A 14,401-nucleotide genomic window follows, 5' to 3' on the forward strand; every position below is an offset into this window, starting at 1 on the left:
AGAAGGACGGTTCTCGTACTTCAGAAGTACAAGAACCGTCCTTTCTCTTCTTATTTTCTATCCCACTCTTCAATATTCCATAATACACCGAACCCGTGATGTCCTAACGTACGTGTACTGATGCCGGTCACATCTTTATTCACTCCATAAAGTGCTTCCAAATAAACTAGAAAATTATAAGGCGGATCGATTGCCAGCTCCTCTTGGAAACCTTTATAGAAAGCTTCTCTTTCATCAATATTTGTTGCTGTACGTGCTTTCATAAGAAGCTCATCGACTTTTCCGTTTTGATAGGCCCCAAAATTATATTGCCCATCGCCAATTTCACTGCTATGGAAAAGACGGAATGTGTGATCATCTGGATCAAACTCACTTCCCCAGCCAATAATTAATGCCTCTTCTCCATCATATTTTACTGCATTCCGGTCAACAGGTTTCGGTACCACCATTATGCCAAGCGGCTTTAACTGTTCAGAAACGACATTCGCAAGTGCGACACGAATTTTATCTTGAATCGGGGAAACGAGTTCAAATTCAAATCGTTTTCCGTCTTTTGTTAAGACCCCATCTGATCCTTTTACCCAGCCGGCTTCAGCTAGAATCTGCTTCGCTTTTTCTATATTGTACGAATACCATTCTTTTTGCGGAACTCCTGCCCAAGATTTCTGCAAAGGTCCCCATGCAGGCTCTCCCTTCCCAGCTAGTACCCCTTTGACTAATTCTTCCCGATTTACCGCAAGATTCATCGCCTGGCGGACACGCTTATCTTGAAATAACGGCAAACGCATATTATACATCACGGCACGATAATCCGCTGTCGATACTTCATGCACCGCATAAGGATCTGTTTCTTTAACGCCTGCCAGCTGATTCGGCTCCAATAAAGCTAAATCGATTTCTCCCGTTTTCAACTGTAATGCACGTGTATTGGCATCCGGAACAGCTTTGAAAACCACTTCATCTAGCTTCGGCACCTGTCCGTAATAATCATCATTCCGTTCTAGCACAATCGTATGATCGTTTTTCCACTCCTTTAGCTTGAACGGGCCATTCCCAATTGGCTGTTGATTAAAATCCGTTTTATTTAGATTCTCATCACGCAAAATATGCGCGGGCACGATACCGACTTTCAGCTTATCCAAAAGAGGTGGAAAAGGACGATGAAGAGTTATTTTTACTTCAAACTCCCCAATAGCTTCAACTGACTTAATTTCATTAAATTCACCTGAAATAGGTGTATTTGTTGACGGGTCTTTAATTTTATTAAATGTAAAGGCAACATCCTCAGCAGTTACCGGTTCTCCATCCTGCCATTTAGCGTCTTCACGGAGTTTAAAGGTATAGATTAAATTGTCCTGAGAAATCTCCCAACTCTCCGCTAAATCAGGTTTTACGTTATTATTCTCATCTGGCTTTGTTAAGCCGCGAAAAAGAAGGGCATCAATTTCCTGACTTTCATCTAAAACAGGATTCACTTTTTCAATTTCTGTTTCCGTACCATAAACGAGTTGCTTCTTTTTGGGTGATTGAGCTTGTTCTGAATTGCTTTCGCTACAGCTCGTTAAAACAATAAGACTAAAAATAGAAACGATCGCTAAAATTAGTTTTTTATACATGAATCTCTTCCCTCTCATTTCTTTTCAGCCCTCTATTAGAAGGATTGAGTATCGGCATATAAGACAAAAGCGCTTGTGTGTATTCGTTCTTGGATTGGCAAAGTTCGTCTGAAGGCAATTCTTCAACAATCCTTCCTTCATTCATGACAAAAATCCGCTGACAAAGCGCCATTGCTGCGCGGATATCATGTGATATAAAAAAAATAGCCATTTCTTCAAGTTCATTCAATGACTGGATTAATGAAATCATTCTTGCTTGTGAGCTCATATCGAGATTGGCAAATGGTTCGTCCAACACAATGAGCTCTGGTTCTACTAACAGTGCCCTAGCAAGTGCAACACGCTGCCTCATCCCCCCAGAAAGTTCATGAGGATATAATGACATCGCAAATGAAGGAAGCTCTACTTTCTGTAAAACAGCTGCTACTTCTTCTTTTTTATTTCCTTCGCCTTTTTTCCAGTAGTCAAATCCTTCGCCAACAACTTTCTCTACTGTCCAGCGCGGGTCAAAAGAGGCTATCGGATCCTGATGCACCCATTGAACACCTCTTCGCAACTCTTTTTGGCCATACCACGAAACCGTTCCCTTGCTGCATGTCTCAAGGCTTAGCATAAGGCGGGCAAGAGTGCTTTTTCCTCCTCCGCTTTCGCCAATTAATCCAACTATTTCTCCAGCATGAATTTGCAATGTCACATCTCGGACAGCTTCGAATTTATCTGATCGAAACCACTTTTTCTTGTGAAATGTTTTAGAGACATTTTCTACTCCCATTATTGGTTTTTCTTCTTTGATAGGATAAACCATGGATGGATCCGATAGTAACCAATAATTTTCCAGCAGTTCTTTGGATTGATCCGACTTAGGATTTGCAAATAATTCTTCAGCTGATGCCTGTTCAATGACTTGTCCATTGCTCATCACAATCACATCATCGGCCATTTCAGCCACCACACCTAAGTCATGTGTAATAAATAGAACCGTTCCGCCTGATTCCTCCTGCCATTGACGTATAAGTGATAGAATTTCAAACTGAATTTTCACGTCAAGGGCAGTCGTTGGTTCATCAGCTATTAACAGTGTTGGATTCAACGCAATAGCTATAGCCATTTGCACACGCTGTCTCATGCCGCCCGATAATTCGTGTGGGTATGAACGGAAAACATGCACAGGGTCCTTCATTTTCACTAGCCGCAAAAGTTTTATCGCTTCTTCTTTTGCCTCCCTTTTCTTCAGGGAAGTGTGGGCCTTGAAGAGCTCCATAAAATGGGATCCAATCGTTCTAAGCGGATCGAAGGTTTGCCATGTATCTTGAAATACAAAACCTAGACTTTTGCCACGGTATTCCCGTTTCCGTTTACCACTCATCATTTGCACAATTTCCCCTGAAAATGTCACAGAACCTGAAGTAACTGTTACTTCCTGAGGCAGTAAGTCAATAACTGCCCTTGCAGTTAAGCTTTTACCAGAGCCGCTCTCTCCAATGAGTGCGGTGATCGTTCCTTTCCGAATGCGAAAAGAAGCATTTACCACTAAATCTATGTCAGGAAGAGAGATTGTGAGATTCTCTGCTTCAAGAAGATAATCAGTCATATTTTCCTCCATTTCTGAACTGTGGACCGGTTAAGCGATCTTGCAACTCATCTCCTGCAAATGTAATGAAAAGAACGGTAAAGGTTATACAAATTCCTGGAAATAAAGCCAGCCACCAAGCACCTCCCAGTAAATAACTTTGTGCACCCATCAGCATATTTCCCCATGATGGTTCATGTGGAGGAATACCAATTCCAAGAAAGCTTAGTGTTGCTTCGGCAAGTACGGCATGGCTGATTCCGCTGACGGCAAGGACTGCGATAGTCGGCCAGCATTGCGGCAGCATATGCCGGTGCAATAATTGCAAAGGTGTAGCGCCGATCACGGTTGAAGCTTGAATAAAGATCTCATTCTTCATCGTCAGTATTTCTGTTCGGACTAGACGGGCAATAGTCATCCAGCTTGTCAGACTAATCACTAGAATGATAGACATCAATCCTTTAGGCAATAGGAGCTGTAGGATAATCATGAGCAGCAGTGAAGGGAAGCTTAGAGCAGCATCCACAATCCGCATCATGATCCGGTCCATGATACCACCAGCAAAACCGCTTATCGCCCCATAACTAACCCCTATGACGATTGAAACTGTCATAGCGGCGGCACCGACTAAGAGAGAAACACGCCCTCCATACAAAAGACGTGTTAGAACATCCCGTCCAAGTTCATCTGTTCCAAATAAATGTCTTGATCCAGGGGGCTGAAGAACCTGATCCATCCTGATAGACAGCGGGTCATAAGGTGTAAGAAAAGATGCCATCCCGACAGAAAAAATAAGAAGCAAAAAAGAGGAAGTTGCTATAATTAGCTTCCACTGACGTTTCATTCTCATTTCTTTCCCTCCTCAAGCAGCTGAGAACGCAGGCGCGGATCCATCCATGCACAAAGGAGATCAACTAACAAGTTTATCGCAATGACAAAAACCATACTTAATAAAATGACGGCTAATAATACAGGGTAATCATGTGCTAGGGCAGCCTTTAAAGATAGTCTGCCAAGTCCTGGCCACGAAAAAATAGTTTCTATGACTACAGAACCTGCAAGCGCTACAGCAAGTGACATTCCTGTATAGGATAGAAAGGGGATTGAAGCATTTGGCAGCAAATGATTCAACAAAATTCTACGTTCCTCAATCCCCCGAGCTTTTAAAGCAAATATAAATCCATTATCTTTCGTTATGTTTATATGATTTCGAAGGAGCCTGATATAATAACCGGCATGTGATAAAGCGAGGACTAATGAAGGCATAAGTAAATATCGAAGTTGTTCGCCCCATCCTCCTTCCCCCATTCCGGAAGTCGGCAGTACGCCTAAATAAACGGAGAAAAAAAGCATTAGCATAAGTGCGAACCAAAAAGGCGGTATGGACATAAATAGTAAACTAACCCATGTAATCACTTGATCAAAAAAAGATCGTCGAAACAATCCGGATACGACACCAAACACGCCAGCAAGCAGAAAAATAATCAAATGGGATGACATCATAAGAATAAATGTAGGCTGCAGCGCTTGGATCACCAATAAGGTCACATCTTCCCCCGAAATGAAGGACTGCCCCCATTCGCCTTGTAATATTTGGGAAAGCCACTTTCCATATTGGACCGGGAGCGGATCATGAAGTCCAAGGTTTTCAGTGATGCGAAGTCTGTCCGCCTCACTCATTTTTTGGAGCTGTTCCCCATAAAGTGCAGCTGCTGGATCTCCTGGCAGCAACCGAATAAATATAAAGCAAAGCATGCTTCCAATGAGTAAAACTATGAATGATTCAGCAAGCCGCTTCAAAATAAATAGACCCATTTACATCCTGCTTTCTAAAAATAAACCTATAATTGCGGAAACACATGACCAAGTTTTCCTCTTGTATCTTACCATATTTTCATTCATATATTAATATATATAGAAAGCCTAAACTACTATTCTTTCTATTAGACACTTTCCCGTTTGCCCTCAGTATCTCCGCGAATTTTAAATGTACTCAGTTTTATGTATAAAAGGTAAATTCAAACAGAAAATACATATAGATTCTAATAAGGAGAAAAGATATGGATTTTCAATTTGATTTGGCAAACACTTATAATTTTTTACTTGGTACTCTTATTTTAAAATTGGGTGGAAGAAGATTGATTTCTCAAATGACCATTCCTCAACCCATTATTAAAATCTCAATCGGAACATTGCTTATTCAGCCCGTCACTAGAAAAAGAACTTTGGGCAACCTTGGCATTGGGGTCATATTAATTCTTTGCCTCAAAGTAACGGAATACATTCAATTAAAAAATGATAGAGCCGAAACAGCTATCTCAGGAAAAGCAGTACCAGTAATTGAATATGGAACATTAAATTAGAAGAACTTGAATAAGCTCCGGCTACCTGGGCAGGCGAAACTAATTTTTCAATTACATATTGAGTATTTTCTACTCCTGCTTCATCAAAATATTCACTGTAATAATCTAAGGCTGCAATCACTTCTTCATCCGGCAATTTTCTAAGTTTGCTCTGCAGTTCCCTGAAATACGACTCTTTATTCACTTTTTAATCCCCCTAGTAAAACCGTATCAATTTTAATTTTATAATCTGTCCAATCCCTGAGCAGTTCTTGATATTTAGCTCGGCCGCTATCTGTAATTCGATAATATCTTCGGTTTCTTAGGTCCAATTGGCGCATGCCTATGATTTTTTTGGAACCAATACAGGTAATTTTCCATGTTATGATACAGTCTTTATTTGGCTAAAATTAATTAAGGAATACTTTATAATAAAGGATGAAAAAATTGGATGTCATCATACATGCTATTTTTCGAACATGTGCTTCTTTCATTATCCTATTGTTTGTATCTTTATGGATTGGAAAATATATAAATTCTCATATTAATCATTATAATTTCGCTCTATCAATCACCATCGGTTCCTTTATTGCCAACATAGGATTCGACACAAACTTAAAATTTATCCCTATGGTGTCCGCCTTTCTTTCACTTATCTCCATATACTTTCTTGTTTCTTTTATTTCATCTAGAAATAGACGTTTAAGAAAGTGGCTGTCAGGACAGCCAACTGTCATTATTGAGAATGGGAAAATTCTTGATGGCAATATGAAAAAAGCAAAATATTCTTTAGATGATTTAAATCAGCAGCTTAGGGAAAAGGCAATATTTGATCTATCTGAGGTTGAATTTGCTATTTTAGAGATAAGCGGCAAATTATCTGTTATGAAAAAAACAAAATTTCAAAATTTAATCAAAAAAGATTTGTACCCAGGCATGACGAATCAAACTGCGAACCTTCCAATAGAGCTTATTATGGATGGAAAGGTGATTGGAAAAAACTTAAACAATAATTACTCAAGTGAGTGGCTTGATCGAGAAATTAAACGGAGGAACTTACAGGTGAAAGATATCCAGTATGCTGTGATTTCCTCCAGCAGTATTCTCTTTATTGATTTATTTGAAGATCAGATCATATCACCTACAGATGCAGAATAAATTTTAAATGATAAAATTCGAACTTTAATTAAAGTGTAATTGTCTTATTTTTGCTTTCACAAACAACTAAAAATGGATTATACTTGACTAACTACATATTTAAAAAGGAGGAACCTTTCTATGTCTGAAAATCATCAATCCGAAGCACCTAAAAAGAAAATCAGCCTGCAGGAAGCAATGAAACAACAGCTTGAAAAGAAAAAAAATCAGGCTAACGCTTCCGGCAAAGGTGCAACAAATGGAGATTTATCAACGAAAAAGCTGAAGAGCCAGCAATCAAAGAAACCAAGCAATACCCGCAGAAAAATGGGTGTCTAATGGACGGAAAAAATCGGAAAGATGTATTGCCTGGAAAGACTGTCGATATCGTCCTTAAAGCTGATCAAAGAACAGGAAAGCTGACAAGAGGCATCGTAAAGGATCTACTCACAAAATCGAGCACTCACCCCCACGGTATTAAAGTTAGGCTAACGGATGGACAGGTTGGACGTGTCCAAAAGGTACACGTTGAATAAAGAGGTGGAAAAAGCATTCAAGGATGTCCCTGAATGCTTTTATTTATCCCCTTCACCAACTTGAATTAATTCTATTACTTCATCATTAAGACCCTCGTAAAAGACAATATCCCAGCCATTTTTCAGCTTGTAAGGCCCTTCAGCCAATTTAAGTCCCTTTACACTGAGCTTCCAAATCCATTCCTCTACATCCTCCACCTGCCACGATAAATGAATAGAACTTAAAGATGATGGTTTTTCCTCTGACTCTATTAGTTCGATCCTTATTTCCTCTCTTTTAAGAAAGGCTATTTTCTCACCGAGCAAAGTAAGATATTGTTCGATCTTAAATTCGAAAACACTTTCATAGAATTCAATGGCTTCTTCTAAATTCCGAACTTGAATACCTGCATGATGCCACTTCATTACTGTTTTTCCATCGGCAAAATCAAATTCATATCGCCAAACTCATGCCAAAGGTATCCGTCTGCTAGTGCTTCATTGTAAGCCTTCATCAGAAGTGGCTCTTGAATAAATGCAGTGAGAAGGTCCAAATGACTAGCTTCGGGTTCATGAAAACCGGTTATGAGGCCATCTACAGCTTTTAGCGGGAATCCTTTTTGAATATATAAATTCGTTAGCCCTGCCTGTGCTTCAACGTTTCCAGCTTTATTGACAGCTGTTTCTAGTGCCCGAACGACAGTAGTACCTATAGCTATGATGCGCCCATTATTTTTTTTCGTTGTGTTTACCAGATCAGCCGTTTCCTTTGGCACGTTATATGCTTCAAGATGTTTGCTTGGGTTTGGCCAGCGGTCCTTTCCGTAATAGCTTAAACCCGTATGAAGCTGCAAATAAGCAATGTTTACACCCTTTTGCTTCAGATTATTAAGCAGCTTCCAAGTAAAAGCTCTTCCAGCAGAAGGCATTTCCACAGAGCCCGGAACAGAAGCATAAACGGTTTGATACATTTCTAACGGCCAAGGTGTTTCAATATATTCATAGTGAAGCGGCTCTCCAAATTGATAGATTGTATCGTATAGTGCGATTCCACTCTTTGAAAATGCGAGAATAATTAACGGGGCTTCATTTCCCTGCCCAGTAATGGTCGCTGCTAGATCTCCTGGTAAATCAATCTTTTCACCTACCTTCAATATCCCTTCTGTTACAAGTGCCTCCCACTCGAATTCAGATATTTTCCGTGATAAACGAATTTCAATATGTTGCGTTCCCCTTTTCCCTTTTAACACAGCTGGAAGTGTACGGCTATTATTTAAGACAAGCAAGTCTCCTTCTTGCAAGTAAGACCCTAACTCGTAAAAGTGATTATGGAAGCTGTCTCCCGTTTTTGAATCGAGCGCCATTAAACGGACATGATCCCGCGGTATTCCTCTGTATTCAGCCGGCGTATTCGCATTTAAATCTTCATGGACTTGGAATGGACGTGCAGCTAGCATCATAGGAGCGGCCCCCTTTTTTCCTCTAAAATTGATTGTGCCTCAAATCTCTTGCCGTTCACTTCTACTGATTCATTTAATGAGAGATAAACAAATGCCTTTGCGACATCATGAGGGTTACCAAGCTCATAATCACAATCAGGAACGGCAATTGCGTGCATCTCTGTATCCATTTCTCCAGGGTCAACCATCCCCATACTCACACCTGTATCCTCTAACTCATCAGCCCAAGTTTGGGTTAATCCTTCCACCGCGAACTTTGAAATCCCATAAGCACCCCATTCAGCAAATCCTGTTTTTCCCGCTTCTGATGTGACATTCAGAATTCTTCCGTTATTTCTAATTAGCATGCCTGGCAATACACGCTTCGTTACAAGAAAAGGATTAACCACATTCATCCGTATCACTTCCGCAAAGTCATGATCCGGATAATCGGCCAGCAGCGTAGGACCCGGTCCAAATACGGATGCATTATTTATTAAAATATCTACCCGTTCGAAAGTTTCTTCTACAATTGAGACGAACCGATTTACATCCCTTACATTCGTAACATCCGCCTCCACTGCAATGATCTCAGCCCCAAGCTCTCTCGCTTCTTGCTCAACCTTGCGCAGCATCCCTTCCCCTCTCGCACAAATCGCAAGCAGTACTCCTTGTTTAGCAAATGCCAATGTCAGTGCTCTTCCAAGACCTTTCGATGCCCCTGTAATCATAACAACCATTTTATTGTTCATCTGAATCTCTCGCTTTCTTTCGTTTTCTTACTTTTATTTTAGAAAAAGAAAGCACTAGTCACATCGGAAGGTTGGAGGAAAGGGGTTTACGCAAATCGTTCGAGAAAGATCTACGACTTTTGGATGAGGAGCATTTTTCCTTTCAGTATTATGGCCATTGTTTTCCCTTGGTAGGACATCCTATGACAAGGAGGGATATTAATGGCAATGAGGATTTTTTTAATAATTCTATTCATTAGTTATCATTTTACAGTGGATGCTTTTGCCGAAGTTCAGCTTAAGGCTGCATTTATACGAGATCATCAGCTATGGGTAAAGGAGGACGATAAAGAAATTCAACTGACAACAGGTCGCTATATAGTCAATCCACAATGGTCCATGGATAGGCGGTTTATAGCCTTTTTGGATGGTGATGAGCAACAAGAAAAAACATATTTGTATATGTATGATTCAAAAAAAAAGGAAATCTACCAACCATATGAAACGATTGAAACGGGAAATTTTAAATGGTCGCCTGTATCAAATCAACTAGCTTACAATTCAAGAGGGCTCTTAAATGTGACAAAAACAAAAAATGGACGGCCACAAGGATTTGAGAATGTGTCTCTAGGTGTAAGTGATTTTGCTTGGTTTCCCAATGGAAAAGAGTTTATCGTTTCGTCACAATCTAATTTGCTTCCTACTGGATGGGAACCTATTCATCTTTTTAAAGTGTCAGCTGATGCTAATCTAAACGTAAATAAAATAAAGCCTTTTTATACCATTCAGACAAATGATCAATTATTTGCCATCGACGCTGTATACTTTAAGTGGAGTGCTGATGGGAATTGGGTTAGCTTTCTAGCCATGCCAACTGCGTCATTGTCCAATGACAGCAATACTTTATGCGTCCTTTCATCTAAAGGGGATCACTTTCAAGTGATTGGCAAGATGCTCTGGTATGAAAACTGGATCAAATGGGCCCCCTCAAACAATCAGCTAGCCTTCATTTCCGGGGAAGGAAGATTTCTCGTTGAAAACAAACATACAACCATTGCCGACATTCCTGTCATGACCAAACAAAGGGAATATACCCCGAAAGGATTCGTAGACCTTGATATCGAATGGTTCTCTCCAGATCAAGTCATCGTTGCCCGAGCAAAAGAAAATAAGGAATGGAAAGAGGGACCCGTTCCAACAATGTTTACAGCCCTATATGTCATTAATTTAAAATCAGGTGAACAAAAGCAGATTACTTTTCCAAAGAAAGATGAATTGGATCATGCACCGCAAGTCGTTGGGTCAGCAATTACATGGTATCGCAAGACTGAAAAGGGTCACCAAGGGGATGTATGGGTTAAAGATGGAATGAATGGAATAGAACATTTGTGGTTAAAAAACGTGGATTCTGCTCCGGTATTTTTCAATAAAAAATAGATACTCTTCTTAATAAATTTAGACCTCCCGGTGATGGGAGGTTTTTTGATTTATTTAATGTATTTTCCACTATACAGTTTATGCCAAGTCTTCGTGTATCTCTGGAAAATCCATATAGCACTGTCTGCTCTCTCGAAAAACTCCTCTTTTCCAGCTGCATTCACATATAACAGTTTAAAAGCCTTTCCGTTTAATGCTGAAAATACATACTCTATTGTATCTCAGTGCTTGTCAGGGAAGGAGGAGGATTAATGAGCTATAGACGGTCACCTTTTGGGTTTTGTATACCCGGATATAGGTATTGTGGGCCTGGTTGTTCCGGGCCAGGGTCACCAATTAATGAAGTAGATGCGTGTTGTAAGTTACATGACGAATGTTATTGGAGATATGGCCGAACAAGATGCTGCGACCAGCTATTTCTAAATTGTCTGCGTCCCAAAATCAACTCTCGTAATAAAATGGGCAGAGATGCTGCATTAATTTATAGTTTTATGAGGTTGCGTGATAAATTTCAATAACCCCTTTTCATTTTATATCAAAATTTATTCATTTCTATTTATGAAATGTTAGCTACCTTCTGTACAAGCCTTTAGGTGACTGTTTGGCTACTACGTCCTCACCTAGGGGCTTGCTAAAGAAGCAGTTTCCCCTATTGCCAAAAAAAAATAATTTATGAATTTTTCATTACATCCTGTTAATTCACCAATCCCTTTTTTGTGCATTCGATAATTCTTCCGGATGTTTGGTTTCTTACTTTCTTTTGGAATAATAAAAGAGCTGTTCAGAAAGTCAGCTTTTCTGAATAGCTCCCTATTTTTTTTCCTCTGTCGTTTTTTACTCTTTATGCACCAAATTAACCCATTATTCTACTAAAGATTTCATTCCATGTCATTGGGCTATCGCTTTCAATAGGCGGCGTGCCAACCGTGCTCTGGTTTATGGGCATTAGAGGCTCAACAAATGTAGAAACCACATTGGGACTCGAAAAAAAGCCGACCACTTTTAATGTTTCTGAACCAATGTTTCGAATATTATGGGGAACCATGTGAGGAATAAGAGCCATCTCACCTTTCGTTATTTCCCCTTTTTCATGTTCAACAGTGGCTTCCGCTTTTCCCTCTAAAACGAGAATGATTTCTTCCGCACTATCGGTATGAGTACCAAGACTGTCTCCAGGTTTAATTTCAAAGTAAACAACGGAAAGATTTTTTGTTCCTGTACTTTTATAAAGTGGAAATGCCGCCCTTTGTCTTGTCGTTGGATCATTTTCAAACCATCCTTCTAAAAGCTTCAATGAGTTAAGATTTGCTGTAATCATGCCCAACCTCCAGCTCCATATTTTCATTTTATTTTATGAAAAAAGACCTTACTTTCGAACTAGATGTCTCCGACAAAAAATCCGTTTTAAATTAATTGCCATTGTTTATTATTTAAAAAAATAAATAGCCACCACAAATGGCAGCTAATTCTAGTTTGGTTCTATAAGTTTTTCTATTTCATCTACAAATTCTGAGATAACCGAACCATATCCCTGCAAAGTATTCCGTTCTCAATAATTTCTTCTGGATAATTCCTAGTGAAAAAGTCTAGATCAATACCGGTCATTCTAAAACCACATTTTTGATAGAGAGCTAATTGTCCAATACTGGAATTTCCAGTACCCACTTCCATTGTTTTGTATCCAGATAATTTAGCTGTCTTTATTGCATGCATGATAAGTTGTTTCCCGATACCGCGGCCATGGCGGGTTTCGATTACTGCAATATTCACCAGCTCCACCGTTTCAGGTCTTGTCGGAAGAAGTACATACACCCCAACAATTTGATCATCCATTTCAGCCACAAAGCATTCTCCTCTTTGTGTATATTCCTCAACTAATTTCAAAGAAGGATCAGCCAATAGCAATAAATCGATCGGTGGTTTTTCATTTATATTTAGTTTACGGATATGCATATATGCTCTCTCCCAGGACTGTTTTTCCACTATTTTACCATATTAAACTAATACATCTCTTTAATTTTCCTTCATCCAAGAAATTGTTTCTTGAATTCCTTGTCTATATGAAGTACTCGGCCATAAATTTATCTCTTTTTGATACTTTTCTCCACTAAGCAAGACTGGATTTTCCGTCAAATACATCATTTCCACCATTTCCTTCATAAAGGGTGAAAAAATTCCTAAGAAACGGATCATGCTTTTCGATACAGTTCTGACTTTTTTCTCGTATCCCGTTATTTCTCGTATAATCGCAATTAACTCATCACCCGTAATAGGATGTTTAGATGGAATGTTCCAATTTTGATTATATGCTTCTTGGCGGAGTGCCAATTCAACCATGGCTATCGCACCATCTTTAGTAAAAAGGAATTCCCTAGCTGCTTTCGTACTCCCAACAAAATTGGCTTTTTTATTTAGTACTGCGTTTTTGAGGGTTTCGTGAAGAATGGTGTTTTCAGCATTGGGCCCGTATAAATCAGGCATATGGACAATTAAGGTTGGCACACCGCTTTCTTTTAACCTGTTTTCCATTTGCAGTCTGATTTTTCCTTTTTTAGTATGGGGTTCTTTTTTTGCATCTTCTGTCACCAATTGATTAAATTGCCTTCCATAAGCATATATATTGTCGACAAAAGCTATTTTTGCTCCTTTTATTTTTGCCACTTCTGACATAATATCAATACATTTGAGGTGTTTCTCAACCCATTCTTGATAAGGAAAACTTACAGCATGAAAAATGACATCTACTCCATCTGCTGCTTCCATCAAATCATCTTGATTTAATGCGTCTCCTGAAAAGATGATTACATTTGACTGGCTTTTGTAAAGTCGTTCAAGCTTTTCTTTTCCTCTGGAAAAGGCAACGACATCAATACCTCTAGATACTAATTCACAAACTAATGCATATCCCATACCACCCGATGCACCTGCCACTAATGCTTTTTTCATTCTCATCTTCCTCCTTTTATTAACCACTGGTCAACAAAGTTAAAAAATATACTCTAAATCAGTTCTGTTGATTTAGAGCTTTAAAAATAAATTTGACATGTAAATGAGCAGCTTCTTTCGCTTCCTCAAATCCACTAACATGACCCCGATAATGAGAAACAAAGCCGTGAAGAGCTATAAACGAAGAGTAAATATCACTAATTAATAATTTATTCGTAGCTAAAGATTGAACGGCCTGAGCAAATTTTTCATAGCTAAGATTCGCAGCTTCTTGAGATAAAGCATTTACCTCCGTATTTCTTATCATAAACATCATTTCATACTGACTTTGATGATTTAAGCCGAATTCAATAAAGCCGATCAGAATTTTTTGGAGTTTAATATGAGAATCTTCAGGAGCCTCAACAATTTCTTCGATAAGCCTGTTCAAATTCATAAAATATTCTTCTATAATGGCATAAAATAATTCAGCTTTATTTTTAAAATGATAATAAAGAGCTCCGTGACTGCAATCAAGTTGTTTAGCAATACTTCTCATGGATACTTGATGATAGTCTTTTTCAATAAATTGAGTTCTTGCTACATTTAGAATCATTTCTTGAGTAAGTTCTTGAGAAGATGATTTACGAGGTGACATAGATCCTCCTTTAATTGACCACTGGTTAATT

Annotated in this window: 18 protein-coding genes; 6 read left to right on the forward strand and 12 right to left on the reverse strand. The window is 39.0% G+C overall.

The annotated features are described in order from the left end of the window. Positions 1 to 50: 50 nt before the first annotated feature. The 4 genes from V7122_RS00150 to V7122_RS00165 are packed head-to-tail and all read right to left on the reverse strand — an operon-like array spanning position 51 to position 5,001. Positions 51 to 1,616, reverse strand: coding sequence for an ABC transporter substrate-binding protein (locus V7122_RS00150; RefSeq protein WP_335525306.1), 1,566 nt, complete (start codon positions 1,614 to 1,616; stop codon positions 51 to 53). Beyond that, on the reverse strand, positions 1,609 to 3,207 hold the full coding sequence (locus V7122_RS00155; RefSeq protein WP_335353826.1) for an ABC transporter ATP-binding protein: 1,599 nt from the start codon (positions 3,205 to 3,207) through the stop codon (positions 1,609 to 1,611). The genes V7122_RS00150 and V7122_RS00155 overlap by 8 nt, the downstream gene beginning before the upstream one ends. Further along, positions 3,200 to 4,036: an ABC transporter permease gene (locus V7122_RS00160; protein ID WP_335353825.1), complete on the reverse strand. Its 837-nt coding sequence runs from the start codon at positions 4,034 to 4,036 to the stop codon at positions 3,200 to 3,202. Before V7122_RS00160 ends, V7122_RS00155 begins: the two co-directional genes overlap by 8 nt. Further along, entirely contained in the window at positions 4,033 to 5,001 is a 969-nt protein-coding gene (locus V7122_RS00165; protein WP_335343788.1) for an ABC transporter permease, read from the reverse strand. Before V7122_RS00165 ends, V7122_RS00160 begins: the two co-directional genes overlap by 4 nt. Positions 5,002 to 5,246: 245 nt before the next feature. Here V7122_RS00165 and V7122_RS00170 point away from each other — a divergent pair, with 245 nt between their 5' ends. Beyond that, positions 5,247 to 5,549: a hypothetical protein gene (locus V7122_RS00170; protein ID WP_335343787.1), complete on the forward strand. Its 303-nt coding sequence runs from the start codon at positions 5,247 to 5,249 to the stop codon at positions 5,547 to 5,549. On the opposite strand, the gene V7122_RS00175 is transcribed toward V7122_RS00170, so the two are convergent. Next, the gene (locus tag V7122_RS00175) at positions 5,500 to 5,733 is read right to left on the reverse strand and encodes an HAAS signaling domain-containing protein (protein WP_335353823.1); all 234 of its coding nucleotides are present in this window, start codon (positions 5,731 to 5,733) and stop codon (positions 5,500 to 5,502) included. The two genes, V7122_RS00170 and V7122_RS00175, sit on opposite strands and share 50 nt — an antisense overlap. Before the next feature lie 233 nt (positions 5,734 to 5,966). Between V7122_RS00175 and V7122_RS00180 the strand changes: the two genes are divergently transcribed. From V7122_RS00180 to V7122_RS00190, 3 genes are all read left to right on the forward strand, one after another. After that, positions 5,967 to 6,686: a DUF421 domain-containing protein gene (locus V7122_RS00180; protein WP_335483777.1), complete on the forward strand. Its 720-nt coding sequence runs from the start codon at positions 5,967 to 5,969 to the stop codon at positions 6,684 to 6,686. A 120-nt stretch (positions 6,687 to 6,806) separates the two neighbouring features. Further along, the gene (locus V7122_RS00185) at positions 6,807 to 7,004 is read left to right on the forward strand and encodes a hypothetical protein (RefSeq protein WP_335353821.1); all 198 of its coding nucleotides are present in this window, start codon (positions 6,807 to 6,809) and stop codon (positions 7,002 to 7,004) included. Further along, positions 7,004 to 7,201, forward strand: a complete 198-nt coding sequence (locus V7122_RS00190) for a YwbE family protein (RefSeq protein ID WP_335353820.1) — start codon at positions 7,004 to 7,006, stop codon at positions 7,199 to 7,201. Before V7122_RS00185 ends, V7122_RS00190 begins: the two co-directional genes overlap by 1 nt. A 39-nt stretch (positions 7,202 to 7,240) precedes the next feature. On the opposite strand, the gene V7122_RS00195 is transcribed toward V7122_RS00190, so the two are convergent. The 3 genes from V7122_RS00195 to V7122_RS00205 are packed head-to-tail and all read right to left on the reverse strand — an operon-like array spanning position 7,241 to position 9,371. Continuing rightward, entirely contained in the window at positions 7,241 to 7,606 is a 366-nt protein-coding gene (locus V7122_RS00195) for a VOC family protein (protein WP_335353819.1), read from the reverse strand. Then, the gene (locus tag V7122_RS00200; RefSeq protein WP_335353818.1) at positions 7,606 to 8,640 is read right to left on the reverse strand and encodes an S-adenosylmethionine:tRNA ribosyltransferase-isomerase; all 1,035 of its coding nucleotides are present in this window, start codon (positions 8,638 to 8,640) and stop codon (positions 7,606 to 7,608) included. Before V7122_RS00200 ends, V7122_RS00195 begins: the two co-directional genes overlap by 1 nt. Then, positions 8,637 to 9,371 (reverse strand): SDR family NAD(P)-dependent oxidoreductase, encoded by a 735-nt coding sequence (locus tag V7122_RS00205; protein WP_335525309.1) that lies wholly within the window; start codon positions 9,369 to 9,371, stop codon positions 8,637 to 8,639. The genes V7122_RS00200 and V7122_RS00205 overlap by 4 nt, the downstream gene beginning before the upstream one ends. Positions 9,372 to 9,572: 201 nt before the next feature. Between V7122_RS00205 and V7122_RS00210 the strand changes: the two genes are divergently transcribed. Together V7122_RS00210 and V7122_RS00215 are read left to right on the forward strand one after the other, a co-directional pair. Continuing rightward, a complete protein-coding gene (locus tag V7122_RS00210; RefSeq protein ID WP_335346930.1) occupies positions 9,573 to 10,787 on the forward strand; it encodes a translocation protein TolB in 1,215 nt (404 codons plus the stop codon). A gap of 251 nt (positions 10,788 to 11,038) precedes the next feature. After that, the gene (locus V7122_RS00215) at positions 11,039 to 11,305 is read left to right on the forward strand and encodes a Parvovirus coat protein VP1-like protein (protein ID WP_335346931.1); all 267 of its coding nucleotides are present in this window, start codon (positions 11,039 to 11,041) and stop codon (positions 11,303 to 11,305) included. A gap of 335 nt (positions 11,306 to 11,640) precedes the next feature. On the opposite strand, the gene V7122_RS00220 is transcribed toward V7122_RS00215, so the two are convergent. From V7122_RS00220 to V7122_RS00235, 4 genes are all read right to left on the reverse strand, one after another. Then, positions 11,641 to 12,105, reverse strand: a complete 465-nt coding sequence (locus tag V7122_RS00220; protein WP_335353816.1) for a cupin domain-containing protein — start codon at positions 12,103 to 12,105, stop codon at positions 11,641 to 11,643. Between the two features lie 182 nt (positions 12,106 to 12,287). Next, entirely contained in the window at positions 12,288 to 12,740 is a 453-nt protein-coding gene (locus tag V7122_RS00225) for a GNAT family N-acetyltransferase (protein ID WP_335344606.1), read from the reverse strand. Positions 12,741 to 12,800: 60 nt separating this feature from the next. Beyond that, a complete protein-coding gene (locus tag V7122_RS00230; protein ID WP_335344605.1) occupies positions 12,801 to 13,733 on the reverse strand; it encodes an SDR family NAD(P)-dependent oxidoreductase in 933 nt (310 codons plus the stop codon). 58 nt (positions 13,734 to 13,791) lie between these two features. Then, on the reverse strand, positions 13,792 to 14,370 hold the full coding sequence (locus V7122_RS00235; RefSeq protein ID WP_335525310.1) for a TetR/AcrR family transcriptional regulator: 579 nt from the start codon (positions 14,368 to 14,370) through the stop codon (positions 13,792 to 13,794). Between the last annotated feature and the right edge of the window lie 31 nt (positions 14,371 to 14,401).

It is taken from the genome of Bacillus sp. JJ1532 (assembly GCF_036965085.1).
GTDB lineage: Bacteria > Bacillota > Bacilli > Bacillales > Cytobacillaceae > Cytobacillus.

What these genes read in the sequence shown, in the direction of transcription:
- V7122_RS00150 (WP_335525306.1), bottom strand. Translation starts at nt 1,616, where the DNA reads ATGTATAAAAAACTAATTTTAGCGATCGTTTCTATTTTTAGTCTTATT.
- V7122_RS00155 (WP_335353826.1), bottom strand. Translation starts at nt 3,207, where the DNA reads ATGACTGATTATCTTCTTGAAGCAGAGAATCTCACAATCTCTCTTCCT.
- V7122_RS00160 (WP_335353825.1), bottom strand. Translation starts at nt 4,036, where the DNA reads ATGAGAATGAAACGTCAGTGGAAGCTAATTATAGCAACTTCCTCTTTT.
- V7122_RS00165 (WP_335343788.1), bottom strand. Translation starts at nt 5,001, where the DNA reads ATGGGTCTATTTATTTTGAAGCGGCTTGCTGAATCATTCATAGTTTTA.
- V7122_RS00170 (WP_335343787.1), top strand. Translation starts at nt 5,247, where the DNA reads ATGGATTTTCAATTTGATTTGGCAAACACTTATAATTTTTTACTTGGT.
- V7122_RS00180 (WP_335483777.1), top strand. Translation starts at nt 5,967, where the DNA reads ATGAAAAAATTGGATGTCATCATACATGCTATTTTTCGAACATGTGCT.
- V7122_RS00185 (WP_335353821.1), top strand. Translation starts at nt 6,807, where the DNA reads ATGTCTGAAAATCATCAATCCGAAGCACCTAAAAAGAAAATCAGCCTG.
- V7122_RS00190 (WP_335353820.1), top strand. Translation starts at nt 7,004, where the DNA reads ATGGACGGAAAAAATCGGAAAGATGTATTGCCTGGAAAGACTGTCGAT.
- V7122_RS00195 (WP_335353819.1), bottom strand. Translation starts at nt 7,606, where the DNA reads ATGAAGTGGCATCATGCAGGTATTCAAGTTCGGAATTTAGAAGAAGCC.
- V7122_RS00200 (WP_335353818.1), bottom strand. Translation starts at nt 8,640, where the DNA reads ATGATGCTAGCTGCACGTCCATTCCAAGTCCATGAAGATTTAAATGCG.
- V7122_RS00205 (WP_335525309.1), bottom strand. Translation starts at nt 9,371, where the DNA reads ATGAACAATAAAATGGTTGTTATGATTACAGGGGCATCGAAAGGTCTT.
- V7122_RS00210 (WP_335346930.1), top strand. Translation starts at nt 9,573, where the DNA reads ATGGCAATGAGGATTTTTTTAATAATTCTATTCATTAGTTATCATTTT.
- V7122_RS00215 (WP_335346931.1), top strand. Translation starts at nt 11,039, where the DNA reads ATGAGCTATAGACGGTCACCTTTTGGGTTTTGTATACCCGGATATAGG.
- V7122_RS00220 (WP_335353816.1), bottom strand. Translation starts at nt 12,105, where the DNA reads ATGATTACAGCAAATCTTAACTCATTGAAGCTTTTAGAAGGATGGTTT.
- V7122_RS00225 (WP_335344606.1), bottom strand. Translation starts at nt 12,740, where the DNA reads ATGCATATCCGTAAACTAAATATAAATGAAAAACCACCGATCGATTTA.
- V7122_RS00230 (WP_335344605.1), bottom strand. Translation starts at nt 13,733, where the DNA reads ATGAAAAAAGCATTAGTGGCAGGTGCATCGGGTGGTATGGGATATGCA.
- V7122_RS00235 (WP_335525310.1), bottom strand. Translation starts at nt 14,370, where the DNA reads ATGTCACCTCGTAAATCATCTTCTCAAGAACTTACTCAAGAAATGATT.